This is a genomic window from Pelobacter propionicus DSM 2379 (assembly GCF_000015045.1).
Taxonomy (GTDB): Bacteria; Desulfobacterota; Desulfuromonadia; order Geobacterales; family Pseudopelobacteraceae; genus Pseudopelobacter; species Pseudopelobacter propionicus.
Window position 1 is genome coordinate 1,226,696 of record NC_008609.1, and the last position, 26,319, is coordinate 1,253,014.

General features: G+C 59.7%; 30 protein-coding genes and 4 tRNA genes. 21 read left to right on the forward strand and 13 right to left on the reverse strand.

The features are described from left to right. The first annotated feature begins 12 nt into the window (after positions 1 to 12). The 6 genes from PPRO_RS05750 to PPRO_RS05770 all read left to right on the forward strand — a co-directional run bounded on the left by PPRO_RS05750 (position 13) and on the right by PPRO_RS05770 (position 5,915). Positions 13 to 819: a M23 family metallopeptidase gene (locus tag PPRO_RS05750; RefSeq protein WP_011735097.1), complete on the forward strand. Its 807-nt coding sequence runs from the start codon at positions 13 to 15 to the stop codon at positions 817 to 819. Positions 820 to 875: 56 nt separating this feature from the next. After that, on the forward strand, positions 876 to 1,028 hold the full coding sequence (locus PPRO_RS21185) for a hypothetical protein (protein WP_011735098.1): 153 nt from the start codon (positions 876 to 878) through the stop codon (positions 1,026 to 1,028). 177 nt (positions 1,029 to 1,205) lie between these two features. Further along, positions 1,206 to 2,192, forward strand: coding sequence for a biotin synthase BioB (gene bioB / locus PPRO_RS05755; protein WP_011735099.1), 987 nt, complete (start codon positions 1,206 to 1,208; stop codon positions 2,190 to 2,192). Further along, positions 2,189 to 2,920 (forward strand): dethiobiotin synthase, encoded by a 732-nt coding sequence (gene bioD, locus PPRO_RS05760; RefSeq protein ID WP_011735100.1) that lies wholly within the window; start codon positions 2,189 to 2,191, stop codon positions 2,918 to 2,920. The genes bioB and bioD overlap by 4 nt, the downstream gene beginning before the upstream one ends. Before the next feature lie 42 nt (positions 2,921 to 2,962). Then, positions 2,963 to 4,240: an adenosylmethionine--8-amino-7-oxononanoate transaminase gene (gene bioA, locus PPRO_RS05765; RefSeq protein ID WP_011735101.1), complete on the forward strand. Its 1,278-nt coding sequence runs from the start codon at positions 2,963 to 2,965 to the stop codon at positions 4,238 to 4,240. Between the two features lie 301 nt (positions 4,241 to 4,541). Next, the gene (locus tag PPRO_RS05770; RefSeq protein WP_011735103.1) at positions 4,542 to 5,915 is read left to right on the forward strand and encodes a sigma-54-dependent transcriptional regulator; all 1,374 of its coding nucleotides are present in this window, start codon (positions 4,542 to 4,544) and stop codon (positions 5,913 to 5,915) included. Positions 5,916 to 5,933: 18 nt separating this feature from the next. Here PPRO_RS05770 and PPRO_RS05775 read toward each other — a convergent pair whose 3' ends face one another. The 13 genes from PPRO_RS05775 to yhbY form a co-directional block, all read right to left on the reverse strand. After that, positions 5,934 to 6,386 (reverse strand): PaaI family thioesterase, encoded by a 453-nt coding sequence (locus PPRO_RS05775; RefSeq protein WP_011735104.1) that lies wholly within the window; start codon positions 6,384 to 6,386, stop codon positions 5,934 to 5,936. Positions 6,387 to 6,459: 73 nt separating this feature from the next. Further along, positions 6,460 to 6,536 (reverse strand) — tRNA-Asp (locus PPRO_RS05780). A 21-nt stretch (positions 6,537 to 6,557) separates the two neighbouring features. Then, a tRNA-Val gene (locus PPRO_RS05785) sits at positions 6,558 to 6,633 on the reverse strand. Between the two features lie 10 nt (positions 6,634 to 6,643). Further along, positions 6,644 to 6,720, reverse strand: a tRNA-Asp gene (locus PPRO_RS05790). A 38-nt stretch (positions 6,721 to 6,758) separates the two neighbouring features. Beyond that, a complete protein-coding gene (locus tag PPRO_RS05795) occupies positions 6,759 to 7,067 on the reverse strand; it encodes an HU family DNA-binding protein (protein WP_198138331.1) in 309 nt (102 codons plus the stop codon). A 146-nt stretch (positions 7,068 to 7,213) separates the two neighbouring features. Then, the gene (clpX, locus tag PPRO_RS05800) at positions 7,214 to 8,470 is read right to left on the reverse strand and encodes an ATP-dependent Clp protease ATP-binding subunit ClpX (protein ID WP_011735106.1); all 1,257 of its coding nucleotides are present in this window, start codon (positions 8,468 to 8,470) and stop codon (positions 7,214 to 7,216) included. Then, entirely contained in the window at positions 8,467 to 9,066 is a 600-nt protein-coding gene (gene clpP / locus PPRO_RS05805) for an ATP-dependent Clp endopeptidase proteolytic subunit ClpP (protein ID WP_011735107.1), read from the reverse strand. The genes clpX and clpP overlap by 4 nt, the downstream gene beginning before the upstream one ends. A gap of 119 nt (positions 9,067 to 9,185) precedes the next feature. Beyond that, positions 9,186 to 10,499: a trigger factor gene (gene tig, locus PPRO_RS05810; RefSeq protein ID WP_011735108.1), complete on the reverse strand. Its 1,314-nt coding sequence runs from the start codon at positions 10,497 to 10,499 to the stop codon at positions 9,186 to 9,188. Positions 10,500 to 10,566: 67 nt separating this feature from the next. After that, positions 10,567 to 10,651 (reverse strand) — tRNA-Leu (locus tag PPRO_RS05815). Positions 10,652 to 10,770: 119 nt separating this feature from the next. Continuing rightward, positions 10,771 to 11,115 carry an SUI1 family translation initiation factor gene (locus tag PPRO_RS05820; protein WP_011735109.1) on the reverse strand — a complete coding sequence of 115 codons (345 nt, stop codon included), beginning with the start codon at positions 11,113 to 11,115 and terminating at the stop codon, positions 10,771 to 10,773. A gap of 127 nt (positions 11,116 to 11,242) precedes the next feature. Then, positions 11,243 to 11,665 (reverse strand): YraN family protein, encoded by a 423-nt coding sequence (locus tag PPRO_RS05825; RefSeq protein ID WP_011735110.1) that lies wholly within the window; start codon positions 11,663 to 11,665, stop codon positions 11,243 to 11,245. Then, positions 11,662 to 12,318, reverse strand: coding sequence for an HAD family hydrolase (locus tag PPRO_RS05830; protein WP_011735111.1), 657 nt, complete (start codon positions 12,316 to 12,318; stop codon positions 11,662 to 11,664). The genes PPRO_RS05825 and PPRO_RS05830 overlap by 4 nt, the downstream gene beginning before the upstream one ends. After that, positions 12,318 to 12,635, reverse strand: coding sequence for a ribosome assembly RNA-binding protein YhbY (gene yhbY, locus PPRO_RS05835; RefSeq protein ID WP_011735112.1), 318 nt, complete (start codon positions 12,633 to 12,635; stop codon positions 12,318 to 12,320). The genes PPRO_RS05830 and yhbY overlap by 1 nt, the downstream gene beginning before the upstream one ends. 253 nt (positions 12,636 to 12,888) lie before the next feature. Between yhbY and shc the strand changes: the two genes are divergently transcribed. From shc to PPRO_RS05910, 15 genes are all read left to right on the forward strand, one after another. Beyond that, complete coding sequence (shc, locus tag PPRO_RS05840; protein WP_011735113.1) at positions 12,889 to 14,928, forward strand: squalene--hopene cyclase; 2,040 nt, start codon at positions 12,889 to 12,891, stop codon at positions 14,926 to 14,928. A 159-nt stretch (positions 14,929 to 15,087) separates the two neighbouring features. Next, positions 15,088 to 16,071 (forward strand): hopanoid-associated sugar epimerase, encoded by a 984-nt coding sequence (gene hpnA / locus PPRO_RS05845; RefSeq protein ID WP_041532164.1) that lies wholly within the window; start codon positions 15,088 to 15,090, stop codon positions 16,069 to 16,071. Between the two features lie 74 nt (positions 16,072 to 16,145). Then, complete coding sequence (dxs, locus tag PPRO_RS05850; protein WP_011735115.1) at positions 16,146 to 18,020, forward strand: 1-deoxy-D-xylulose-5-phosphate synthase; 1,875 nt, start codon at positions 16,146 to 16,148, stop codon at positions 18,018 to 18,020. Between the two features lie 144 nt (positions 18,021 to 18,164). Further along, entirely contained in the window at positions 18,165 to 19,163 is a 999-nt protein-coding gene (hpnH, locus tag PPRO_RS05855; protein WP_011735116.1) for an adenosyl-hopene transferase HpnH, read from the forward strand. A 198-nt stretch (positions 19,164 to 19,361) separates the two neighbouring features. Then, positions 19,362 to 19,754 carry an integrase arm-type DNA-binding domain-containing protein gene (locus PPRO_RS05860; RefSeq protein ID WP_041532165.1) on the forward strand — a complete coding sequence of 131 codons (393 nt, stop codon included), beginning with the start codon at positions 19,362 to 19,364 and terminating at the stop codon, positions 19,752 to 19,754. A gap of 43 nt (positions 19,755 to 19,797) precedes the next feature. After that, positions 19,798 to 20,106 (forward strand): hypothetical protein, encoded by a 309-nt coding sequence (locus PPRO_RS05865; protein ID WP_157039949.1) that lies wholly within the window; start codon positions 19,798 to 19,800, stop codon positions 20,104 to 20,106. After that, the gene (locus PPRO_RS05870; protein WP_083761196.1) at positions 20,087 to 20,572 is read left to right on the forward strand and encodes a tyrosine-type recombinase/integrase; all 486 of its coding nucleotides are present in this window, start codon (positions 20,087 to 20,089) and stop codon (positions 20,570 to 20,572) included. Before PPRO_RS05865 ends, PPRO_RS05870 begins: the two co-directional genes overlap by 20 nt. 70 nt (positions 20,573 to 20,642) lie before the next feature. Beyond that, complete coding sequence (locus tag PPRO_RS05875) at positions 20,643 to 20,861, forward strand: hypothetical protein (RefSeq protein WP_011735117.1); 219 nt, start codon at positions 20,643 to 20,645, stop codon at positions 20,859 to 20,861. Next, a complete protein-coding gene (locus tag PPRO_RS05880; RefSeq protein ID WP_011735118.1) occupies positions 20,858 to 21,190 on the forward strand; it encodes a hypothetical protein in 333 nt (110 codons plus the stop codon). Before PPRO_RS05875 ends, PPRO_RS05880 begins: the two co-directional genes overlap by 4 nt. 137 nt (positions 21,191 to 21,327) lie before the next feature. Further along, positions 21,328 to 21,519 (forward strand): hypothetical protein, encoded by a 192-nt coding sequence (locus tag PPRO_RS05885; protein ID WP_041532168.1) that lies wholly within the window; start codon positions 21,328 to 21,330, stop codon positions 21,517 to 21,519. 178 nt (positions 21,520 to 21,697) lie between these two features. Next, positions 21,698 to 22,444, forward strand: coding sequence for a GntR family transcriptional regulator (locus PPRO_RS05890; protein ID WP_011735119.1), 747 nt, complete (start codon positions 21,698 to 21,700; stop codon positions 22,442 to 22,444). Beyond that, entirely contained in the window at positions 22,441 to 23,274 is an 834-nt protein-coding gene (locus tag PPRO_RS05895; RefSeq protein ID WP_011735120.1) for a sulfite exporter TauE/SafE family protein, read from the forward strand. The genes PPRO_RS05890 and PPRO_RS05895 overlap by 4 nt, the downstream gene beginning before the upstream one ends. After that, positions 23,271 to 23,582 carry a DUF1634 domain-containing protein gene (locus tag PPRO_RS05900; protein WP_011735121.1) on the forward strand — a complete coding sequence of 104 codons (312 nt, stop codon included), beginning with the start codon at positions 23,271 to 23,273 and terminating at the stop codon, positions 23,580 to 23,582. Before PPRO_RS05895 ends, PPRO_RS05900 begins: the two co-directional genes overlap by 4 nt. A 673-nt stretch (positions 23,583 to 24,255) precedes the next feature. Next, a complete protein-coding gene (nrfH, locus tag PPRO_RS05905) occupies positions 24,256 to 24,720 on the forward strand; it encodes a cytochrome c nitrite reductase small subunit (protein WP_011735122.1) in 465 nt (154 codons plus the stop codon). Positions 24,721 to 24,744: 24 nt separating this feature from the next. Then, positions 24,745 to 26,208 (forward strand): ammonia-forming cytochrome c nitrite reductase subunit c552, encoded by a 1,464-nt coding sequence (locus PPRO_RS05910; RefSeq protein ID WP_011735123.1) that lies wholly within the window; start codon positions 24,745 to 24,747, stop codon positions 26,206 to 26,208. The last annotated feature ends 111 nt before the right edge of the window (positions 26,209 to 26,319 follow it).

The window sequence follows — 26,319 nt, forward strand, 5'->3', positions numbered from 1 at the left end:
ACAGGATATGCCGTGAACCGTCTCTTCCGTTTCGAACCGGTCGTTCTGCTCTGCATGCTTTCCCTTGCACTCCCTGTCAGCCGGGTTGCCGCCCAGACCGACCCTGCTCTGCTGTCGGCCGCATCCGGGTCTGTCTCCCCCTCTTCGGTGGCGCTCCGCTTCAATGCCCTGAACAGCCTGATACGCGACGGGAACATCGCCAGGGAGGCTGCCCGGAATGAATTGCAGCGCTTGCTGCCGCAGATGCGGGCCGAGTACTACCGCAGGGGGGGAGTCGGCTACGGGAAGGATGCCTGGGTGTTCCCCCTGGCCGACCATGATGCCCGTGCCATCGGCAATGGTCGCGACAGAGGCTATGCTGCGGCAGGGTACGACTATTTCCTGGGCAACCGCCATGGCGGGCACCCCTCCTTCGACATCTTCATCCACGACCGCAACCGGGATTGCCGGGATGACCGCAACGGGAAGCCGGTCAGGGTCCTGTCGCTCACCGGCGGAATCGTGGTGGCCCTGGAACAGGAGTGGCGGCAGGGGAGCCGGCTGCGGGGGGGCGTTTATCTCTGGGTGTATGACCCGGTCAACGATCTTCTGGTCTACTACGCCCACAACAGTGAACTGTCCGTGGGGCTGGGTGAAATCGTCCGGCCGGGAGATCAGCTTGCCATTGTGGGGCGCAGCGGGTACAATGCGGCAAAAATGCGCTCTCCCACCCATCTGCATTTGACGGTCCTGAAGCTTAAGGACGGTCGTCCGCTGCCGGTGGATGTGTACCGGGAGTTGGCAAGGGCCACAACCGGACGCAACTCCGGAACCGAGTGACACATCAGGGTAAGCGCTATTTTTAAAGGACAATTTCATCTTACGAGGAGTCATCTTTGGCAAAACCAAATTATCAATTCCAAAAACGACAGAAAGAACTGGAAAAACTCAAGAAGCAGGAAGAAAAGAAACAGCGCAAGCTGGAACGGGCCAAGGAGGAGAGCGACGAAAACCAGGAACAGGCCGACGACGGGGAGGAAGTCTCCTAGGTCGGGTCGCTCTGCGGATATTCCCGTTTTTCTGCTGTCTAGAGGCTGCTTCCGTCGTGGAGCAGTCTCTTTTTTGTAACTCAGGATGGACGGATATGATCGTTAACGACATGTCGGTCGCGGGTTGACAATGGGGAGGCGCTGTGCTATCGCTGGTCGCGGAGGGTAACCATCATTATGAGATCATTCATACTTGCCTGCGCCGACCGGGTAGTTGAAGGCGCCACACTCGGGGCTGAGGAGGCACTCAGGCTGGCCGAAGCCCGTGGAGCCGACCTGCACCTGCTGTTCGCCGAGGCGTCGCGCATCCGCCAGCACTTCACCGGAAACTCGGCCTCGCTCTGCTCGATCATCAACGCCAAATCGGGCCGCTGCGCGGAAAATTGCGCCTTCTGCGCCCAGTCCGCAGCCCACAAGACCGATGCACAGGTCTACCCCCTTGTGGACGAGGAGGAGATCGTCCGCTGTGCCAGGGATGCCGAACGCAACGGCGCCCGCTGCTACGGCATCGTCACCAGCGGAACCGGCATCAGGCCGGGAGCGGAGCTGGAAACCATCTGCAACTCCCTGCGACGCATCAGGTCGGAGACAGCCATAGCCCCCTCCTGCTCCCTTGGAATCCTGGACGAGGAGACGGCCCGCCTGCTCAAGGATGCGGGCATGGTCACCTATCACCACAACCTGGAGACCTCGCGCAGTTTCTTCCCCTCCATCTGCAGCAGCCACGACTATGAGCAGGATGTGGAAACGATTCGGGCGGTGAAGCGGGCCGGGGTGAGGGTCTGCTGCGGCGGAATCTTCGGCCTTGGCGAAAGCTTCGGCCAGCGCATCGAGATGACCGAAACCCTACGGGAACTGGACGTGGACTCGGTGCCGCTCAACTTCCTCAATCCGGTGGAGGGGACTCGGCTGGAGAAGGCCGACTTCCTGACCCCCCTGGAGTGCCTGAAGACCATCGCCATCTACCGCTTCATGCTGCCGGGAAAGAGCCTGTCGGTCTGCGGCGGTCGCGAAACGAACCTGCGCGAGTTGCAGTCCTGGATCTTTCTGGCCGGCGCCAGCGGCATGATGACCGGTAATTACCTGACCACCCTGGGGCGGAAGCCGGAACAGGACCACCAGATGCTGGCTGATCTGGGCATGGGCGTGGGAGGGTGTTCATGAGCAGGGGGATCTTCATAACCGGGACCGATACCGGTGTGGGCAAGACCATCGTGGCAGCCACCCTGGCCCGGCTGTTGCGCATGAGGGGGGTCGATGTGGGGGTGATGAAGCCAGCCACCAGCGGCTGCCGTGAGGAACAGGGGCGCCTGGTGTCTGATGACGCCCTGCTGCTCTGCCGGGCCGCTGCCTGCGAGTGCGACGGAGACGTGGCTCCCTATCTGTTACGTGAGCCGCTGGCGCCGTCTGAGGCGGCCCGCATCGACGGAGTGCGCATCGAGGCTGACCGGATCAGGGCCTGCTATGACCGCATCGCAGCACGGCACGATTTCGTGATCGTCGAGGGGGCCGGCGGGCTGATGGTGCCGCTGGCGGATCAGCTGCTGGCCACGGACCTGATCAAGCTGCTGGGGCTTCCGCTGGTGGTGGTGGCACGGCCGAACCTGGGGACCGTCAACCATACGCTCTTGACCTGCTTCAGCGCGCATAAGCTGGGGCTGACTGTTGTCGGGGTGTTTGTTAATAACTTCCCCCAATCTCCGGATCTGGCAGAGCAGGGGGCGCCGGGGCAGATCCAGGCCCTGTGCGGAGCGCCGCTCCTGGGGGTCTGGCCCCATCGTGACGAGCACGACCAGTTCCTGGCGGTGGAACAGCTGGCCTTCTGGCTGAACGAACAGCCGGGAACCGGTGACCTGCTGCGAAAGCTGGGGGTGGGGCAGGCGACTGCCTGAAGGGCTGCCAGGGAACGCTATTTTTGGGGGGATGCTGAAATAATGACCGAGCAGGAACTTCTCGATTTCGACAGGGCGCACATTTGGCACCCCTATACCTCGGCCACAAAGGCTCTAACCTGTTATCCGGTGGAGCAGGCCGAGGGGGTGTATATCCAGCTGATGGATGGGCGGCGCCTGATCGACGGCATGTCCAGCTGGTGGTCCGCCATTCACGGCTACAACCACCCGGTGATCAACGCCGCCATGACAGCCCAGATCGGGCGCATGTCCCACGTCATGTTCGGCGGGCTGACCCACGGGCCTGCTGTGGAGTTGGCAAAGCTCCTGGTCAGCATCGTCCCCGCCGGCCTTGAACATGTCTTTTTCAGCGACTCCGGCTCGGTAGCCGTGGAGGTGGCCATGAAGATGGCCCTCCAGTACTGGCATTCCCGCTCATGCGTCACGAAGCGCTCGTTTGTTACCGTCCGAAACGGCTATCACGGCGACACCTGGCACGCCATGTCCGTATCCGACCCGGACAGCGGAATGCACGCCATCTTCAACACTAACCTGGCGCAGCAGTTCTTTCTGCCTGCGCCGCGCTCAGGCTTCCACGACCCGTTCGATGAAACGGAAATCCAGCAGGTGGAGGCATTCTTAAGCCGGCACCATGAAAGCATTGCCGCCTTTATCCTCGAACCGATTGTGCAGGGCGCAGGCGGCATGCGCTTCTATCATCCCGGCTACCTGAAGCGGGTACGCGAGCTGTGCACGAAATACCGCCTGCTGCTCATCGCCGACGAAATTGCGACCGGTTTCGGCCGCAGCGGAAAGCTGTTCGCCTGTGAGCATGCCGCCATTTCGCCGGATATTATCTGCGTGGGCAAGGCCTTGACGGGCGGTTACCTCTCCTTTGCCGCCACGCTCTGTACCCGGGACGTGGCCCATACCATTTCCGACGGTTCGCCCGGCGTGTTCATGCACGGCCCGACGTTCATGGCCAATCCCCTGGCCTGCGCCACCGCCCTGGCCAGCACCCGGCTCCTCTTGAGCGGCAACTGGCAGGAACGGGTCCTGTGCATCGAGAAGACGTTGCAAGAACAGCTGCTGCCATTGCAACAGGCTGATGCGGTTGCCGACGTCCGCGTCCTGGGGGCCATCGGTGTGGTGGAGATGAAAGAGCCGGTACAGATGGAACGGATTCAGCAGCGCTTTGTGGATCAGGGGGTCTGGCTGCGGCCGTTCGGCAGGCTGGTCTATACCATGCCGCCCTTTATCATCTCCGATGACGAGCTGCACGCCCTCTGCAGGGGGATAACCAACGTAATCGCAGGATGAAACCCCGGCGTCCGGGCCGATCATTCTCCGAGAACCCCTTCTTTCGAGGCGTCCCCCCTTCCCGTGCGGCCCCAGCCCCCGTGCCCTGCTCATTCCCCCATTGCATTCATGCCGCTGTTCAGTTCCTTGTAGAGACGCACTGTGCGCGTCTCTACGCATCAGCTTTCACAACGAAAAGTGGAATCCAAAGGGGGTGTCGTGTCGATACGCTGTCCGCCAGGGAGGACGTGCATTTTGCGGTTGCATTTGGCGGCGATTGGAGATTATATGACTTTTATAATGTGCTGAACGGGATGACGATATGACGGATGAAACACGCATACTGGTGGTTGACGACGATGATTCGGGACGCGAGGCGCTGGAGCTTTTGCTCAGGTCCGGCGGCTATACCGTCATGGGTGCCGCCACCGGTGAGGAGGCCCTGGCCGCCCTGGAACGTGAGAGCTTCCACCTGTTGGTGCTGGACCTGTTCCTACCGGACACGAGCGGTATCGAAATCCTTCAGGTTACGCGCCGCAAGTACCCAACCACGGAGGTGATCGTGGTGACCGGCTACGCCTCGGCCGAGACCGCGGTGAGCGCCATGAAAGAGGGGGCCTTCGACTATATCACCAAGCCGGTCAACTTCGAGGAGTTGCGGATCGTCGTCAGGAAGGCCCTGGAGAAGCAGCAGCTGTTGTCGGAGAACGTGTATCTGCGCCGGCAGTTGGAGGAACGTTTCGAGTTCAGCAACATCATCGGCTCGTCACCGGCAATGAAGATTGTCTTCGAGCGCATGGCGCGCATCGTGAAGACCGACTCCACGGTGCTGATAACCGGAGAATCCGGGACAGGCAAGGAACTGGTGGCCAGGGCGCTGCACTTCAACGGTCCGCGCAAGCAGAAGGCGTTCATCGCCGTCAACTGCAGTGCCATTCCGGAAACGCTGATGGAGAGCGAACTGTTCGGCCATGTGCGCGGCTCGTTTACCGGCGCGGTCAAGGACAAACCCGGAAAGTTCGAGGCGGCCAACCACGGCACCATCTTCCTGGACGAGATCGGCACCATGCCCCAGCACCTGCAGACAAAGTTGCTGCGGGTGCTCCAGGAGCAGGAACTGCAGCGGGTCGGCTCCAACAGCTCCATAAAACTGGATGTGCGGGTCATATCGGCCACCAACCTGGACCTGGAGCAGCAGGTGCGCCAGGGGCTCTTCCGCGATGACCTGTTCTATCGCCTGAACGTGATTCCTCTGCACCTCCCGCCGCTGCGCGAGCGCAAGCAGGACATCCGGGCGCTGGTGGGGGCGTTTCTGGAGAAGTACTGTCGGCTCATGGGGCGGCCGTTGATGACCATCAGCAGGAAGGCGCTGGAGGCGCTGGAGCAGCACTCCTGGCCCGGGAACGTGCGTGAACTGGAGAATCTGGTGGAACGTCTGGTGGCTCTGACTGAAGGTGAGGTGATCCGGCTGGAGGACCTGCCGCCTGGAGTCTGTGGACAGGGGGCGCTGCCGGGTGCATTCTCCCTGGAGCTGACAGCCAGCGGCATGGATATGGTCGAAACCATCGCGCTGATCGAGCGCAAGTTGATTGGTCAGGCTTTGGAACTCTCCGGCGGGGTCAAGGCCAAGGCATCGCACTTGTTGGGGATCAACCGGACAACGCTGGTGGAGAAGATGAAACGGCTGAAGATGTGAACCGGAACCGGTTCAGGATCAGCTCTTCTGCTGTCGCTTGATGCGGAATGTGGCCCTGAAGGTGGCGACTCTGATTCCCTCCTCGGTGCTGAGCTCCACCTCCCCATCGATGTCCCGTTCCTTTTGTTCATGCACCGAAGCCCTTGCAATGAGGACGCCCCAGCGCACCGGCGCGTGAAAGTCAAGCCCCATCCTGATGGTGGCGAAGTGGGTTCCCTTCGGCAGCAGGGTCTTGATGGCAATAGCCAGCGCCGTGTCCGCCAGTGCGACCACCGCCCCTCCATGCATCAGCCCCACACCCTGACAGAGGGCGGCCCGGAACGGCATGCTCAAAGCGGCCCGGCCATTGGAGGCTTCGTCGATCCGCATGCCCAGAAACTCTTCGAAGGGTGCCAGGGCAATCCACTCCGGCAGGGTGAAGGGGGGCGCGCAATCTTTTGTCATCGGTTTCGCATAGCAGCTTTCGAACATGTGGGTACCTCGCTGGTGGGGTAAGGGAAAAGAAAAAAGGCATCAACCGCGTGGTTGATGCCTTTTTTCTTTATGGCGGGGTTGACGGGGCTCGAACCCGCGACTTCCAGCGTGACAGGCTGGCACTCTAACCAACTGAGCTACAACCCCAACAACGACAGTGGTGCTAAATGGTGGGCGAAACAGGGATCGAACCTGTGACATCCAGCTTGTAAGGCTGGCGCTCTCCCAGCTGAGCTATTCGCCCGAATATTTTATGGCGGGGTTGACGGGGCTCGAACCCGCGACTTCCAGCGTGACAGGCTGGCACTCTAACCAACTGAGCTACAACCCCGCAAACTACTACCTGTAGTAAAAAATTACCGTCCCTGCTTATTTTGCGTTAACCGCATCCTTCAGTGTCTTGCCCGGTCTGAACTTCGGGATGGTTGCGGCCGGAATATTGATTTTCTTTCCTGTCTGTGGATTCTGCCCCTTGCGTGCGGCTCGTTTGGAAGTGCAGAACGTACCGAAACCGACCAGACTCAGCTTGTCACCCTGCTTGAGAGCCTCGGTCACCGTTGATATGAATGCGCTGAGAGCCTTCTCGGCATCGACTTTCTTGAGCCCGGACTCCTCTGCCACTGCGCTAATCAGTTCCGCCTTTGTCACGCTACACCTCCTGTGTATTGTGTGATGCAAGGAGAGTTGGTTTTTACCAGATTACATCGGAAACTGTCAAGCAAAATGTCTGGCGAATCCACATTTCATGGGGTACCGCGGGTTGTGTGTCATTTTCCCTGGCCTTGATGGAAAGGAGAGGGAAAATGACAGGTTCGCAGTTCAGGTTAGGCGGCGTCGCTTACCTGTTGTTCATAGACGACGATCGGTTTTTCCTTGTGGTAGATCACTTCTTCGCTGATGACCACTTCCTTGACATTGGGCTGTGACGGCACTTCGTACATGATGTCAAGCATGGAGTTCTCAAGTATGGAGCGCAACCCCCGGGCACCGGTATTGCGCTTGAGGGCCTCCCGGGCAATGGCCACCAGGGAGCCGTCGGTAAAGCGAAGGCGCACGTTCTCCAGTTCGAACAGCTTCTGGTACTGCTTGACCAGGGAGTTCTTCGGCTCCTTGAGGATCTGCACCATGGCGTCCTCGTCCAGTTCGGTGAGGGTGGCCAGCATGGGCAGCCTGCCGATGAACTCCGGGATGTAGCCGTATTTCAGCAGGTCGTCCGGGGTGACGTTGAGCAGCAGTTCGCCCAGTTTCTTCTCAGCCCGCTTCTTGACATCGGCGCCGAAACCCAGGCTCTTCATGCCGATACGCTGCTGGATGACGCTGTCAAGTCCGGCAAACGCGCCGCCGCAGATGAAGAGGATGTTGGTCGTGTCCACCTTCATGAATTCCTGCTGGGGATGCTTGCGTCCACCCTTGGGCGGGATGCTGGCGACGGTCCCCTCGATGATCTTCAAGAGCGCCTGCTGAACTCCCTCGCCGGAAACGTCGCGGGTGAGGGAAGGTGACTCGCTCTTTCGGGCGATCTTGTCGATTTCGTCGATGTAGATGATCCCCTTCTGGGCTCGCTCCACGTCATAGTCGGCTGCCTGCAGCAGGCTTAAGATGATGTTCTCCACATCCTCGCCCACGTAGCCCGCCTCGGTGAGGTTGGTGGCGTCGGCCATGGCAAAGGGGACCTTGAGGATGCGCGCCAGTGTCTGGGCCAGGAGCGTCTTACCCGAACCGGTGGGGCCCAGCAGAAGTATGTTGCTCTTCTGCATCTCCACGTCGCCCGGCTTGTTGCTGGTCTCGATGCGCTTGTAGTGGTTGTACACCGCCACCGACAGCACTTTCTTGGCCTTTTCCTGGCCGATGACGTACTCGTCCAGGACATCCTTGATCTCGCGCGGTTTGGGCAGCTTCTTTAAGTCGGGGCCGAGGGTCTCCTCCATCTTGAGTTCCTCGGCGATGATGTCGTTGCATAGTTCGATGCACTCGTCGCAGATGTACACCGCCGGTCCGGCGATCAGTTTCTTGACCTCTTCCTGGCTCTTTCCGCAGAACGAGCAGGTCAGATTTTCCTGCGTTGTTTCCCGTCGGCTCATGGAGTGCCTCCGCTGTCAGGCTTTCTGGTGAAGGTTGCGTCGATCAGTCCGTACTCCTCTGCTTCGGTCGCTGACATGAAGTAGTCGCGGTCCGTATCCGCCTCGATCCTCTCCTTGGACTGACCGGTCAGGTCGGCCAGGATGGAGTTGAGCTCCTCCTTCATACGGAGAATTTCCTTGGCGTGGATGCTGATGTCCGTTGCCTGCCCCTGGAAACCGCCCAGAGGCTGATGAATCATGATGCGCGAGTGGTTGAGGGAGAAACGCTTCCCCTTCTCGCCGGCAGCCAGCAGCACGGCGCCCATTGATGCGGCCTGGCCCACGCAGATGGTGGAGACCGGCGCCTTGATGTAGCGCATGGTGTCGTAGATCGCCATGCCGGAGGTGACCACGCCGCCGGGTGAATTTATGTAGAGGTGGATGTCCTTGTCGGGATCCTCTGCCTCCAAGAAAAGAAGCTGGGCGATGATCAGATTGGCAACCTGGTCATCGATGCCGCCGCCCAGGAAAATGATGCGCTCTTTGAGCAGGCGGGAGTAGATGTCGTACGCCCGCTCGCCCCGGCCGCTCTGTTCAACAACCATTGGAATGTACATGATGCCCTTTCATTTGTGCTGACGCATGCCGTGTGACGTGCTTGGCCGGTTCCACGGCCGGATCGGAGATCCCCTTGGCCTCGATCTATCTGCTGTCGTGAGTTTCGCCCGCTGGCGGACTAGGCCTCCGCCGCGGTTTCGGCGGGGTCTGTCTCGGTGATCACGGCGTTGTCCAGCAGAAAACGGACCGCCTTGTCTTCCTTGATTTCGGCGATCAGTGAGTGGCGTACCGAAGGGCTGCTGGTGTAGTGCTCCTTGATCCGCTCCAACATCTCTTCGTTGCCGCCTGCCAGCTTCTCATAGCGTTTCTCGATCTCCTCGTCGCTGACGCTGAAATCCTCTTTCTCGATCAGGGCCATGAGCAGCAGGCCACCGCGGACCTTGTCGGTCGCGGAGTCGCGAACTCTTTCGCGGAAGCTGTCGTCGTCCATCCCCATCATCTCCATGGACATGTTGCGGCTCTTGAGGCGGTTCTTCAGGTTCTGCAGCATCTGCTCCACCTGGCGCTTGACCATGGATTGGGGGACATCCAGCGGGTTCTTCTCGATCAGCGCCTGGATGACGGTCTCGCGCTGCTCCTGCTCGATGCGGTCCTGTTCGTGCTGCTGGTGGTATTCGGTCATCTTTTCGCGCAGTTGCTCGACGGTCTCGAACTCACCGAACTGCTGAGCGAACTCGTCGTTGAGCTCGGGAAGCTCCTTGCGCTTGATCTCGTTGAGCGTGACCATGAAGGCGCCTTCCTTGCCGGCAACCTCGGGATTGCGGTAGGCCTCGGGTAGGGTCACGGTGACATGTTTCGATTCACCACACTTCATGCCCACCAGCTGGTCTTCGAATTCCGGCAGCAGGCGATGGGCGCCGACTTCCACGACGGCGTTCTCGGCGGAGGTGCTCTCTTCGGGGAAGCCGTCCACGGAAAAGGCGTAGTCGATGGTGACCATGTGCCCCATTTCTACGGCCACATCGCCTTCCACCGGCACCAGTTGGGCCATGCCGTCGCGCATGCGGGCGATTTCGTCCTCGATCTTCTGGGGATCGAACACGTAGCGTTCCTTGGTGATCTCAAGGCCGGTGTACTGGGTGAGCAGGACCTCCGGCATCACTTCCACCAGGGCGCTGTACTTGAAGGGGGTTCCTTCTTCCAGGATGTCACATTCAACGGTCGGGGCGTCGATCGGCTCGATTTTGTGTTCCGCCAGGGTCTTGAAGAGGGTCGTCTCGTAGAAACGCCGCATGACTTCGTCGCGCATGGAGTCGGCGTAGGTGCGTTTTATCAGCTGCAGGGGCGCTTTGCCGGGGCGGAATCCCTGGATCTTGGCGCGCTTCTGGATGGTGGCGTAGGTCTTCTCAATTTCGCTGTTAACCTGGTCGGCAGGGATCTCGATGCTGACTTTCTTGCTAACGGGGCTGATGGTTTCGACGTTAACCTGCATTGCTGATAACCTCACATGGATGGAATTGGTTACTGAAAATAAACTGTAAAGGTAAAGGGGAGGCGCATGGTGCGAGAGAGGAGACTTGAACTCCTATACCTTACGGTGCCAGATCCTAAGTCTGGTGCGTCTGCCAATTCCGCCACTCTCGCGTACGCGCACTCAGGAGTACCGTTTTTTGTGGCGATACCCTGAAAAATAAGTTGAATAGTGATTCATATTGCAAAACACTCCCGCGGTCAAGAACTATTTTTGCAGGGGAAAGGCTTGCTCAGCCTCCGGCCAGCTTGACCCGAAACCCCCGGTTCTGAAGTTCCTGCACCAGCAGCTCGCGGTGATCTCCCTGGATTTCCAGTGCTCCATTCTTGATTGTACCGCCGCATCCGCAGCGCTTTTTTAGCGCGCCGGCCAGCTCCTTGAGTGCCGTGCCTTCCAGGGGAATGCCGGTGATGACTATGACCGTTCCCCCGCCGCGCCCTTTGACTTCCCGGCGCAGGCGCACCTGATCGTCGGACGGTTGCGCGGCTGGCGTGCGGGATGCCGCGCCGCGCTTGTCTGGTCGTATCCTGCCGGTTTCGCTGGAATAGACCAGGGTGGTGTTGTCGCTGTTCTTCACTGTTCCCCCAGCTCGTGAGTCATGGGAATTCCCCCGTCGTTACGGCGTTTCGTTCCCGTGAGGGCGGGCGTCGTCGATGGAGGGGTAAGTGTCTGTCGTGATGGATGCTCGCTGGCCGTCAAGCTCATCAATATGCAAGCTCAAAGGCGTTGACGATATGTTCGATGGAGTGGCGCCCGCCATCTTCCAGCAGGATGGCGATCACGTCGAAGCGCGCCTGGCTGTCGTGGAGATGGTTCCTGGAGAGCCAGGTCAGGGCGGCCTTGGATATCTGGCGCTGTTTGAAGGGGGTCACCGCCAGTTGGGGCGGTCCGTAGGAACGGTCGCGGCGGGTTTTGACCTCCACGAATACCAGGCTCCTCTCCCCCGGCGCGCGGGCCACGATGTCCAGTTCTCCCCCCTTGCAGCGGAAGTTACGCTCCAGGATTCGGTAGCCCTGCTGGCCGAGGAAGGAGGTTGCGATCTCCTCGCCCCTGCTACCGGTGTTCCTGTTGTCCGGCCGCGCCGTGGAGGAAGGGGACTCCTGGCGCCCGTCCCCGGGCCGCTTCATGGCGACTTTCCGGTCAGGATGATCCGGGAAACGTCGCTGCAGGAGTCTGCCCGGTAGTCGGCCTGCCGCAGTTCTTCCGGGGCGCCGTACCCCCAGCAACAGCCGATGGTGGTGATGCCGGCCCGTCTTCCGGCCTGGATGTCGTTGATGCTGTCTCCCGCCATCACCGCCTCCGTGGCAGAAATGTCGAGGCGTTCCAGAGTCTTCAGCAGGGGGAGTGGTGAGGGTTTCATCTCCGCGAAGCTGTTGCCGCCGCAGATGACTTCGAAGAGGGGGGCAATTCCCAGTTCTCCCAGGATCAGTCTGCTCAAGGCTTCGTTCTTGTTGGAGATGGCTGCCAGGGTTATACCGTTGTCGACCAGGCTCTCCAGCGCCTCCCGTGCACCGGGGTAGAGGCGGCTCTTGTCGACGATGTGGCCGTGGTTGTACTCCAGGAACCGGGCCAGTCCCTGTTGCACGATGTGCTCGTCATCGCTCTTCAGCGCCCTGCGTACCAGGTTGTGGGCCCCCTTGCCGATCAGGAGCCGCACCTCGGCCAGGGGGAGGGCGGGCCTGTCAAGGGAGGAGAGCATGTGGTTAACCGCGTCGGCCAAATCGGCCAGGGAGTCCACCAGGGTGCCGTCCAGGTCGAAGAAAGCGGAGCGAACGGTCATCAGGACTGGGCCCTGGCCGGTTTTGCGGCCGCGGGGAGCACGATCACCGGCGTTTCGGCGGGGCGGTAGAGCAGGAAGGTTCTGCCCAGGATCTGGGCCACCTGGGCGTTGCAGGCCCTGGCCAGCATCTCCGACGACTCATGCTTGTCCAGCATGCAACTCTCCAGCAGCTTGACCTTGATCAGTTCGTGGTGCTCGAGGGCGGCGTTGACCTCGTTGATCAGTGCCTCCTCGATCTCTTTCTTGCCGATCTGGATGATCGGTTTGAGGCTGTGGCCAAGGGCACGCAGGTGGCGTTTCTGTTTTCCGGTCAACATGGGGTGTTCCTCGCGGTTATCTTCTGTGGAAGTTCTTTTCTGCTTTCGCCATTGTATAGCACAGCCGCCAGAGGCTGGCAAACCTGCAAATCATCGCGCCCGCAAACAATGGGGGGCGACCGGTCGACGGTTACCTTTGGGTGACGATTATATGGAAAATGATATACATCCATTGATGTTTATGCTATAAAAGCAAAATTTGGCAGTTGTGCAGTTTCCGCTGCCCAGGCAGCGGCTAACAGGAGCTTTGTGAATGAATCCAGCCAAATATAAGATTTCAAGCTCGTTGACGTCTCTCAACGCGGAGCCGGTGGAGCAGGCTCCCCTTCCCGCGAAAAGAACCGGCTCGAAGGTGCACCGTCTTCCACCTTCCATCTGGAAGAAGATGGTTGCCGAGGCAAAAAGCCCCCTGGACAAGGGGATTGAGCGCACGCGGGACTTTTTCCTGCGCGAGCAGCTCCCCGACGGCTACTGGTGGGCGGAGCTGGAATCCAACGTAACCATCAGCGCCGAATACGTTATGCTGTTCCACTTCCTGGGGATGGTTGACCGGGAGCGTGAGCGCAAACTGGCCAACTACATCCTAGCCAAGCAGACCTCCGAGGGGTTCTGGTCCCTCTGGCACAACGGCCCCGGCGACCTCTCCACCACCATCGAAGCCTATTTTGCCCTCAAGCTGGCCGGCTATTCGGCCGACCATCCGGCCATGGCCAAGGCGCGGGCTTTCGTCCTGGCTAACGGCGGCATCATCAAGGCCCGGGTCTTCACCAAGATCTTCCTGGCGCTGTTTGGCGAGTTCGCCTGGTTCGGCGTCCCCTCCATGCCCATCGAGCTGATGCTGCTCCCCGACTGGGCCTATTTCAACATGTACGAATTCTCCAGCTGGTCCCGCGCCACGATCATCCCGCTGTCGGTGGTCATGTCGGAACGGCCGGTGCGCAAGCTACCGCCGCGGGCCCAGGTCCAGGAACTCTTTGTCCGGCCGCCGCGGCCCACCGATTACACCATCACCCGCGAGGACGGCCTCTTCACTTGGAAGAACTTCTTCATCGGTGCCGACCATCTGATCAAGGTCTATGAGTCGTCGCCGATCCGTCCCTTCAAGAAGAGGGCGGTTGCCCTGGCCGAGAACTGGATCCTGGAGCACCAGGAGCAGTCCGGCGACTGGGGCGGCATCCAGCCGGCCATGCTTAACTCCATCCTGGCCCTGCACTGTCTGGGATATGCCAACGACCACCCGGCGGTGGCCAAGGGGCTGGACGCACTGGCCAACTTCTGCATCGAGGACGACGACTGCATCGTGCTGCAGTCCTGCGTCTCGCCGGTGTGGGACACGGCTTTGGCGCTGGTGGCGCTGCAGGAGGCGGACGTGCCCGCCGACCATCCCGCCCTGGTCAAGGCAGCCCAGTGGCTTCTGAACCTTGAGGTGCGGCGCAAGGGGGACTGGCAGGTGAAGTGCCCCGAACTGGAGCCGGGCGGCTGGGCCTTCGAGTTCCTCAACGACTGGTATCCGGACGTGGACGACTCCGGGTTTGTCATGCTGTCCATCAAGAACATCAAGGTTCGTGACCGCAAGCATCGGGAAGAAGCCATCAAGCGAGGCATCGCCTGGTGCCTGGGCATGCAGAGCGAGAACGGCGGCTGGGGCGCCTTCGACCGGAACAACACCAAGTACCTGCTCAACAAGATCCCCTTTGCCGACCTGGAAGCGTTGATCGATCCCCCTACGGCGGATCTGACCGGCCGCATGCTGGAGCTGATGGGCAATTTCGACTACCCCAAAAGCCACCCCGCAGCCGAGCGTGCCCTGGCCTTCCTCAAGAAGGAGCAGGAGTCGGAAGGACCCTGGTGGGGGCGCTGGGGGGTCAACTACCTCTACGGCACCTGGTCGGTACTCTGCGGCCTGGAGGCCATCGGCGAGGATATGAACCAGCCCTACATCAGGAAGGCGGTCAACTGGATCAAATCCCGCCAGAACAACGACGGCGGCTGGGGCGAGGTGTGCGAGTCCTACTTTGACCGTTCCCTGATGGGGAGCGGGCCGAGCACCGCCTCCCAGACCGGTTGGGCGCTGCTGGCCCTGATGGCGGCCGGAGAGGCCAACTCCCGGGCAGCGGCCCAGGGTGTCAAGTACCTTCTGGAGACCCAGAACGAGGACGGCACCTGGGATGAGGATGCTTTTACCGGAACCGGTTTTCCCAAGTTCTTCATGATCAAGTATCACATCTATCGCAACTGCTTTCCGCTGACCGCGCTGGGCAGATACCGCAGGCTGACCGCCGCCAAGGGGTAAGGCCGCAGGGCAGCACATTCGGCATTTATTTGCAGGAGGCCCCGAGTTCGCCGCAATCCGGGGCTTTCCCCTTTTTTGAGCGGCCTGTTTTGGTACTACCGCGATTGTCCGCGGCAATCCCGTCCACGGCTGGTCCGTGCGTCGGATACACAGGAGCATATGAAGACTTTCATCACCGGCGCCACCGGGTTCATAGGCGCAAGTATTGTCAGGGAACTATTGAAGGAGGGGCGCCAGGTGCGCGCCCTGGTGCGCCCCAGTTCGGATACCTCCAACCTGGCCGGACTGGACGTGGAGTTCTGGAAGGGGGACCTGCGCGACCGGGACAGCCTGGTGAGCGGTTTGAAGGGGTGCGACGTGCTTTACCACGCGGCCGCCGATTACCGCCTCTGGACGCGCAACCCCGCCGAGATGTACCGCATCAACGTGGATGGCACGGCCGCCATTCTGGACGCTGCCCTGAAAAACGGCCTCTCCCGCGTGGTCTACACCAGCAGCGTGGGGACCCTGGGCAATCCGGGGGACGGCACTCCGGGAAGCGAGGATGCGCCGGTCACCCTGAACGACATGGTCGGACATTACAAGAAGAGCAAGTTCCTGGCCGAGCGCGAGGCGGATACGTTCGTGGCCAGGGGGTTGCCGTTGGTCATCGTCAATCCCTCAACCCCCATCGGCCCTCTGGACATCAAGCCGACCCCCACCGGCAAGATCATCGTCGACTTCCTGAACCGCAGGATGCCGGCCTATCTGGATACGGGACTCAACATCATCGCGGTGGAGGATTGCGCCCGTGGCCACCTCTTGGCGGAGAAGCGGGGCCAGGTGGGCAGAAAGTACATCCTGGGCAACAGCAACCTGACCCTGGCCGACATCTTCAAGCTGCTGAACAGGATAACCGGACTGCCCGCCCCCCGGTTGCGGCTTCCCTATACGCCGATCCTGCTGGCCGCTTATGTCAATGAGGGACTCTCCCGGATTACGGGCAGGGAACCGCTGATCCCTCTGGCCGGGGTGCAGATGGCGGCGAAGTTCATGTTCTTCGACTCATCCCGTGCGGTCAGGGAGCTGGGGCTGCCCCAGTCGTCGGTGGAGGATGCCCTGCGGCGCGCCGTGGAGTGGTTCAGGGCCAACCGGTATGCGTGACGTCAGCCGGCGATTGCTCGCAACCACTGCCGATTGAAACGCGCCCGACTGGCCTGTGATGGAGAAACAGTAAAATGTATCAGTATTTGAACCATATAGATTCACCCGATGATTTGAAGAAGCTGAAGCCGGAGCATCTGCTGGATCTGGCGGCCGAGGTGCGCCGCTTCCTGCTGGAGAAGGTCTCTGTCACCGGCGGCCATCTGGGGTCCAACCTGGGCACGGTGGAACTCTCCATCGCGCTGCTGTACTGCTTCGACTCGCCCAACGACAAGATCATCTGGGACGTGGGGCACCAGGCCTATACCCACAAGATCCTCACCGGCAGGAGGGACCGCTTCCACACCCAGCGCCAGTACAAGGGGCTCTCCGGTTTTCCCAAGCGCTCCGAGTCCGAGCATGACGCTTTCGGGGTGGGGCACTCATCCACCTCCATCTCCGCGGCCTTGGGGATGGCGGCGGCGGCCGATCTGGCTGGCGCGAAAAACCACGCCATCGCCGTCATCGGTGACGGATCCCTGACCGGTGGCATGGCCTTCGAGGCGCTGAACCAGGCCGGCCATCTCAAGAAGGACCTGATCGTTATCTTGAACGACAACGAGATGTCCATCTCCAAAAACGTGGGGGCCTTTTCTTCGTTCATCTCCCGCAAGATGACCGGCAGATACTTCCGCGACCTGAAGAAGGAGATGCAGGGGCTTTTGCGCAACATTCCGGCCATCGGCTCCGACATCCTGCACTTTGCCCGGCGGGCCGAGAATTCGCTGAAGAGCTTCCTGACGCCGGGGTCGCTGTTCGAAGCGTTGGGTTTCGACTATCTGGGGCCGCTGGATGGTCACGACCTGCCCCAGCTGATCGAGGTGTTCAACAACATCAACCAGCTGGACGGTCCGCTGCTGGTGCATGTCATGACCACCAAGGGCAAGGGGTACAAGCCGGCCGAGGAAAACCCGGACAAGTTCCACGGCGTGGGGCCCTTCGACATCGTCACCGGCAAGGCGACGTCCTCTACCTCGGCCAGGAGCTACACGGAGCTGTTTGGCGAGGCCATGGTGGATCTGGCAGAGCAGGATCCCCGGGTCGTGGCCATTACCGCCGCCATGCGCGACGGCACCGGGTTGAAGACCTTCTCCGAGCGCTTTCCCAAACGCTTCTTCGACGTGGGGATCGCCGAACAGCACGCCATGACCTTCGCCGCCGGCCTGGCAGCCGACGGTTTCCGTCCGGTAACCGCCATCTATTCCACCTTCGTACAGCGCGCCTATGACCAGGTCTTTCACGACATCTGTCTGCAGAAGCTGCCGGTGACCATCGCCATGGACCGCGCCGGCCTGGTGGGGGACGACGGCCCGACCCACCATGGAGTGATGGACTACTCCTTTCTGCGCCACATCCCCGGACTGGCCCTGATGGCGCCCAAGGACGAGAACGAGCTTCGCCACATGCTCAAGACCGCCGTCACGAGCGGCGTTCCCATCTCCCTGCGCTATCCGCGCGGCGCGGGTATGGGGGTGGAGCTGGACAGGGATCTGAAGACCCTGGATATCGGCAGGGGAGAGCTTTTGATGGAGGGGAGCGACATCTGCCTGATTGCCATCGGCTCCACGGTCTATCCGGCGCTCCAGGCCGCCCATTCCCTGCAAGGGCTGGGGGTGCGGGTTGGGGTGGTCAATGCCCGTTTCATCAAGCCGCTGGATGCCGAGTTGATCCTCTCCGTTGCCGGTTCGTGCGGCCGGATCATGACCGTGGAGGAGAACCTGCTGCAGGGAGGATTCGGCAGCGCGGTCCTGGAACTGCTCAACGACAACAACATGCAGGATGTGATCGTCAGGCGCCTCGGCATACCCGACCGTTTCGTGGAGCATGGCTCCCAGGCGCGGCTGCGCCAGGATCTGGGCATCGATGCCGAGGGGATCGCCGCGGCTGCCCTGGCGTTTCTCAAACAGTAGGCCGCGGGCACGTATGCTATCAGCCAGGGGAACATCGACTCCCCTGCCTTTGAAACAGGGACGGCATCAACGCCGACCTGAAATAGTTGCTTCTGGAAAAGTAACAGGCCGGTTTACGGCTTGCCACTGAAAGGATTTTTTTACATGCGTTTCCCGCTTCGCCTCAACTACGACCTGACTAGATACATCATTGCTAACAAACTCCGCAAGGTGGAGAAGTTTCCGCTGGTGCTGATGCTGGAACCGACCCACCTGTGCAACCTGGCCTGCTCCGGTTGTGGTCGCATCCGCGAATACGCTGACACCATGCAGGAGATGATGAGTCTGGATGACTGCCTGAAGTCGGTGGACGAGTGCCCGGCGCCGGTCGTCACCATCACCGGCGGCGAGCCGCTGCTTTATCCCCAGATCAACGAGTTGATCCAGGGAACCCTGGATCGCGGTAAGCATATCTACCTCTGCACCAATGGCCTCCTGCTGGAAAAGGCCCTGGACAGCATGAAGCCTCACCCCAATTTCACCTTCAACATCCACATGGACGGCCTGGAAGAAACCCACGACCGGATCCTGGAGCGCAAGGGCGCCTTCAAGATCGCCATGGAGGGGATCAGGAAGGCCAAGCAGAAGGGCTTCCGGGTCTGCACCAACACCACCATCTTCAAGGAAACCGATCTGATGGAGATCGAAATGCTCTTCACCCATCTGGAGGAGATGGGGGTGGACGGCCTGCTGGTGGCGCCCGGCTTCGGCTACGAGGCGGTGGGGGAAAAGCTGTTCCTGGAGCGCCGCGATATCGAGCGCAAATTCGCCGACGTGTACGAGATGAGCAAAAAGCACCGCTTCTTCTCCACCCCCATGTACCTCCGTTTCCTGAAGGGGGAGAAGAAACTGGAGTGCACCCCCTGGGGCAACCCGACCCGCAACACCCAGGGGTGGAAGGCGCCCTGCTACCTGATCACCGATACCCACTATCCCAGCTTCAAGGAGATGATGGAAAAGACCGACTGGGACAGGTACGGCGTGGGCAAGGACCCGCGCTGCGCCCAGTGCATGATGCACTGCGGCTTCGAGCCGACGGTGGTCGGCGAGATCGGCAAGAGCTGGAAGGATATCTGGGAAATGTTTGTCTGGAATCTTACCTGATGATTTTGAATGGTTGTGAAGGTTTGCTAGCATGTAATAAATACCTATAAATATCAATATAATACGACTTGATAATGTGCCTTTCACCCGCTAAGCTTTGCGAAGAGTTTAGCGGGTTTTTTTAATTTATGTCGTACCTATATCGTACCTTTTTTGGGGTGATGTCTAAAAAGGTACGAAAATGCAGGGAGGGACGTCATGCCGAAACTGTCACTTACCAAGCGGAACATCGACCGGCTGCCGTTCTCGGAATTCGGTCAGACTGACTACTTCGATAACGAACTGAAAGGGTTGGTCTTGAGGGTTGGGCAGGAGTCGAAAACGTTCTTTGTTGTGGTGGATATGATGGACCCCCTCACCAGAAAATACAAGAAGGCCAGCGCCAAGATCGGGCGGTATGGCGAGATCCCCCCAGAGCAAACGCGACGGACGGCGCCGGAGATCATGCAGCGGCTTTGCGCTGGCAAGCCCGCTGAAGAAGAAGCACCACCAACCCTGCGAGACCTGTATCACCTCTACGTCAAACACAAGGGGCTGAAACACACTACCGAGGCCGGTTATCGAGTCCACATCAATTGGCGAGTACGGTAAGTTCAAGACCGGGCTTGACGTTCCGTTGCCGGTCCTGGTGGACATGCTGAAGCCCGATGTGGTTGTCACGCGCTATCAGCAGGTGCTGGATGGTTTCGGCAAGGGGGCTGCTTCCAACGCCTTCAAGATGCTCCAGGCGATCATCAACTACGGGATGGTGCTTTACCCTCAACACATCAACCGGAACCCGGTCAAGGTTATCTCGGATGCCAAACTCTGGCCTGATATTCAGGCGCGGACAACCTGTATCGAGCCGGTGCAATTCAAGGTTTTTTATGACATGCTCCTGTCGTTTTCGGTGATTCACCGCGACTGCTACCTGTTCGCCCTCTATCAGGGGTTGCGACCATAGCCTACGATGGGTAGATGTAGACCTTGAAAAGAGGCTGTTCGACCTCTCCTACATGGATTCAGTGACCAAACACCGGGGGGTACTGCCGCTGTCCCGTCAGGCCGTGGCAATTTTGGAGCGCCGCAAGAACTCCATGCAGGATAGCGATATGTGGGTGTTTCCGTCCGAGACTGGCAGGGGGAAGGACGGTCATATCACTCTGCGTGCTGACAAGATCAAGACAAAAACCGGTCTCGACATAACGCCGCACAGTCTGCGTCGGTCATTCACTACGGTGGGCGAAAGGTTGAAGCTGCGCCGGGAGGACATTAACCTTTTGACGAATCATATAGACCAGTCAGTTACCGGCAAACATTACAGTCGTATCGGCGTTGACGACCTGAGAGCGCCGCTGCAGGCGATCGCCAGTGAGATCGAACGCCTGATGACTGAAGGCGTAGGTGTGAAGAAAATTTCTTCGATGTAACTGCACGTCACGCAAACCGAGGCAAGAAACCATTCCCCTGCTGGATCGTCCGCTTTTCCATCGCATCGGAGTGGCGGCCGAGCGGGATCGTATCGACCGCGCCTACAAGTCCGGCGTTCTCGCCGGTCAGAAGCACATCATGCAGGAGTTGGCCCGGCTGGTGGAGACGTATCTGGCCAAGCATGTTTTTGTGGCGTTTGGGGGCGATGTAACGACGTGCCGCCAGAAGGTGGACTTCTACGTCCCGAATCCCAAGAATCCGAACGAATCGCAGCAGGTGTGCCGATGAACGGACCACAGGTTGAGCGGCAGGGGGATGTTTTCCACCATGTTGACGTACTCGGCCAACGGCATGCAGTGACGCTGGCCGATGTTCTCGAAGCGGTAAGCGGGCAAGTTGCCTGCCTCAACGAGGTCAGCGCGGCGCTGTTGTTTCTTCAGGATTCACTCCAGGCCCGCGCATGCCTCGGCGGTCGTCATTACGACCTGGATGAGTTCCAGGAACGGGGGCTGGCGGCCATCTGTGGCGGGCTGTTCGACTCCATCGAGACGCACATCGAAATGTCGGCGGATGCACTTCCGGTGATCCATCGCTACCGGGCGCGACAAGATGAATGACTGGTAAAGGTCGCCGGGCCATGAGCGCGGGCGGCCTTTCGCATATCCGGGGATAGGGAATCGCGACCTGACACGGCGGCAACTCCTGGCCGCCTTCCCCGGTTTTTCAAACAGGTGTCACGAAGGAGAGTGGCGAGATGGAGGCGTGGGAAAAACCGCTTACCCTGAAGCAGGTGGCGTACGTTCTGGAAGCAGCAGAGGATGAAAAGACAGAGGAGGCTGTTTTCGGCCTGATCGAGGCAGGCAAGCTGCCGCCGTCAGCGTTGTTCGATGATGATAACCCCGAGATTTCACGCCCTGTTCGGGGACGGCTTTGGAAGCATACTTGAAGCGGATGTACTCGCGGATATAGAACTGCTCCGGCTTGTGCGCCAGCTTCCGGCTGGTTTCGCTTGATGTCTACCACGCAATTTGCCGGACGTGACCGCAGGTGGTTCAGGCTTGTCTTTGGGGAGTGTAGATGTTATGTTGTCATGACATCTTAACCTTGAGATCCCAGGGGGGAATATGCTGGACCCGGAAAACCGTATGCCCTTGTATCACCAGGTCGAAAGCCATCTCAAGGAGAATATCGGCAACGGCACGTGGAAGGCCGGAGAGGCGATTCCTCCCGAACGGATGCTTGTGGATCAGTACGGGGTCAGCAGGATCACGATTCGCCAGGCCCTTGCAAATCTCGTGGCCGCTGGTCTGCTCTACCGGAAGCATGGTAAAGGAACGTTTGTCGCCGGCGCGCAGGATCGCCCCATAACCGAATCCCTTGCCAATCTGACCGGGCACCTGGAAGAGTTGCAGTTGCGCGGACTTAATCCTCAGGTTCGGGTGCTGGCGCTGGAGACCAGGACGCTGGCTGCCGAGGTGGCGGAGGCCCTGGAACGGAGTCCTGCCGCCCCGGGGTGGTATCTCTACCGCCTGGTTACTGTGGATCGGCAGCCGCTCATGCTTTCCACCGTGTGGTTGCCCCGCGACCTGGAAATAGAGCTGACCGAAGACATTTTGAAGCAGCACGGCATGGCGCTGCTGCTGACGCGTAACGGAATCTTCCCCCTTCGTGGCAGGCAGCGGATCGGAGCCTCAAGCGCTGGCCCGGAGGAGGCGCAACTGCTGGGGATTCGACCGGGTGATGCGGTGCTCTGTGTCAAGAGGGTTATCTACGGTGCCGCGAGTCGTCCGCTGGTTTGGTTCAGAACGCTCTATCGCTCTGATCGCTATGAATACGAAGTAGAACTTAAGAGAGGTCGTTCACAGGCATGATTACTACTACGCTGGAAATTTTTCTGATCGCCATCGCAGCCGGCGTTGTCGGTTCCATCCTGGGTCTGGGGGGGGGAATCATCATTGTGCCGGCCCTTACCCTGTTGTTCGATGTGCCGATGCGCTCCGCAGTGGCCGCCTCGACCGTGTCCATCATTGCCACCTCGACCGGTGCGGCAGTGGCCTATCTGCACGACCGGCTGTCCAACGTGAGGGTCGCCATGTGGCTGGAGATGGGGACTGCTGCCGGAGCATTGAGCGGCGCCCTGGTGGCCGGCTACCTCAATCAGCGTCTGTTGTTCATCATGTTCGGTCTTCTGCTCGCCTATTCCGGGTTCAATATGTTCAAGGCCCGAAAGCAGGAACTGCCGGGAGAGGTGACCCCCGACAGGGTGTCACGGCGACTGGGGCTTGGCGGTTCCTACCACGACCATTCCCTGGACACTCAGGTCACCTATCAGGTTACTCGGAGCATTCCGGGCCTGATCCTGATGTATTTTTCTGGTGCCGCGGCTGGTACGCTGGGAATCGGAGCCGGCATCTTCAAGGTGCCGGCGATGGAGCAGGTGATGCGCATGCCGTTCAAAGCTTCGACCGCTACCTCAAACTTCATGATCGGGGTAACGGCGGCCTCCGGCGCGGTGGTCTACTTTGCCCGCGGTGACGTGAACCCGCTGATTGCCGGTCCCGTCGTGCTGGGAGTCCTGCTGGGGGCGCTGGTGGGAGCCAGGCTGATGGTACGGATGAATACGAAAACCATTCGCAAGCTGTTTATCCCGTTGATTGCCTACACTGCCATCATGATGGTGTACAGGGGGATCTGGAAATGATGGCTGCTGGACGGAACGAGAAGACCACCGGGGAACCGATTGAAATAGTTCTGGCCCGCTTGCTGCGTATCGGTACCGTCATCGCCGCCGCCTTGCTGGCAACCGGAATCGGCGCCATGCTGCTGGCGGGTGCGAATTGGGCACCCCGACTGATTACGGCCGGCCTGGTCGTGCTCCTGGGGACGCCGGTCATGCGCGTGCTGGTTGCCGGACTGGTCTTTGTACGGCAACGGGACTGGCTTTTTTCCCTGTTCTGCCTGATCGTGCTCTGCTCCTTGGCAGCCGGTATCATACTGGGGCGCGTCTGATCAGGCGCGCCTGGGTGGGCGCTCTTCGGTCCGTGTGGTTGTTGCCGGCATATCGGCATACAAGCGGCCGGTAACCCCGGATACCTACGGATAGATCGGTATGATGCATACAAAATGCAGCCACCCAGGCGGTGAATGACGTTTTGTCCGGTTCGTCTGCTTGTACCCGTGTTTATCCCCTGTGTCCGAGTTTCAGCTGCCTTTGTAGAGGATTAATTCATTTCGTTGGCCTGGTGACGGCCGGGCGGGGGCTTGCATCGAACGATGCAAGCCCCCGCTTTTTTGGCGAAAACAGGGACTCTACGGCTATGGGGGCCGTGTCGAACGGCGGATGCCCGAGAAAGCAGCGACGCTGTCCTGTGTCTCGTTTGCCGCTCTACCCGTCGCCATGGGGGAAAGCAAATGGGGATGGCATTGAATTGTTCTGCAAAAAATTGATTTTGGTCAAGGAAAGTCTGTGTGGCCCGTTTACCTTCATGTCCGCCGCACAACTTCGGTGAACGCTCCTGTTCGATTTAACCAGGGGTAACGGCAGGGTGGGGAGGAAAACCTCTGCTGTTCCGTCTGCTGAAACGCGGTTCGTTTGTGATACAGTTTGAACATCGTTGCCGCCGGGCCTGATGGTGACGCGTGTGATGGGGTGCAGTGATCCGGTTACGGGGGAGGTGGCATGATGCTGAACCGGCTGAACAAGAAGCGGGCGATGATGCTGGGCCTGGCGGGAGTGGCAACACTGCTGGCCGCGGCTTTTCTGCTGCTGGGGCCTCCGGGACTGTTGGCGAAATCCGAATCTCCCGACTTCTGTGCCAGTTGCCATGTCATGGAAAGCCAATATACCGCTTTTTTGCGTTCGGGAGCGCACCGCAGGTTTCGCTGCGTGGACTGCCACCTACCCAACGAAAATCTGGCGAGCCATTACATTTGGAAGTCCATCGATGGCATGAAGGACGTGATCTTTTTCTACTCAGGCCACATTCCGGAACGGATCAGGCTTTCCCGTCATGGAACCAAGGTGCTCCAGGCTAACTGTATCAGGTGTCATGTAGAGCTGGTTTCGCCCATCAACACCGAACGGCACTGCTGGAGCTGCCATCGAGGCATCACCCATCTGCGTAGCGGAGCACGGGTAACACGCTGAATTCAGTTAAAAGGGGGTATTCCAATGAGAATAAGGACCGTTGTGTGTGTCGTTGTCGTTGCGTGTGTGTGGCTGCTCGCCGCCGGCTGCGCTCCCCAGAAGGCCGAACAGGTAAGGGCGGTGCAGATTGCGGACGGCACCATCGATCCGGCCGAGTGGGGAAAAGCGTATCCGGTGGAATACGAGATGTGGAAAAAGACGGCCGAACCGCCCGATACTCCCGGGCTGAGCAAGTACAAGAAGGGGAATGACGATCCCAAATCAATGGTGGACAAACTCTCCGAGTATCCCTACCTGGCCCTGCTCTTTAACGGCTGGGGTTTCGGGATTGGCTACAACGAACCGCGCGGGCATTCACACATGGTTCAGGATCAGCTGGATATCGACTCCTCTCGCCTCAAGGCCGGCGGTGTTTGCCTCACCTGCAAAACCCCCTACGCCAACTATCTCATGAAAACCATGGGGGCCGACTACTACAAGACCCCCTACAAGGAGGTCCTGGCCAGGATTCCCAATCAGAAGTTCGCCACCCTCAGCGTTGCCTGCATCGATTGCCACAACAACAGGGACATGTCCCTGACTCTGTCCCGTGACTTCACCCTCGGCGCCGCGCTGCGCGGCATGGGGGTGGATACGGCAAAGCTCGACCACCAGACGAAACGGACCCTGGTCTGCGCCCAGTGCCATGTCACCTATGTGATCCCCAAGGACAAGGATATGAAGTCGGTCGGCCTGTTCTTCCCCTGGCAGGGAAGCAAGCCGGGCAACATCACCATTGAGAACATCATCGCCACGATCAAGAGCGATCCTTCCTATCTGGAGTGGAAGCAGACCGTAACCGGCTTCAAGTTGGGCTTTATCCGCCACCCCGAATACGAGCTCTACTCCAACAACAGCGTGCACTGGAAGGGAGGAGCTTCCTGCGCCGACTGCCACATGCCCTTCACCAAGGTCGGTGTTCATAAGGCTTCCGATCACCGCATAACCAGCCCGCTGAAAAACGGACTCAAGGGCTGTATCCAGTGCCACGCCGAAAGCCAGGAATGGCTCAAGGAGCAGATCATAGCCATTCAGGACAGAACCGTGTCCCTGCAGCTTCGCGCCGGCTATGCGACCGCCACCGTGGCAAAGCTTTTCGAGAAGGTTCACACCGCCCAGGCGGCAGGCAAGAAAATTGACGCATCGCTCTATGCCATGGCCAAGGAGTATTACGAGCAGGCCTTCTACCGCTGCATCTTCATCGGCGCCGAAAACTCGATCGGCTTCCACAATCCGACCGAATCGATGCGTGTTCTGGGAGACTCCATCGCCTTTGCCACCAAGGCCGAAGCGTTTCTCCGTCAGGCGCTGGCCCAGGCCGGGGTAATCGTTCCGGCTAAGGTTGACCTTGAACTGGCCAAGTACCTGAACAACAGGGGGGCGGCCAAGTTGAATTTCCGCAAGGAACTGGAGCTTCCCGATCCAAGCGGCATCCAGAATCGATTCTGATTGAGTAATCGCGTATTTTTGACAACAGTCAAACCGTGCCAGGAGAGGGAGGTATATCTTTCACGCATACAAGACGAGAAATTCACCAAACCAGTTTCATACACCACACAG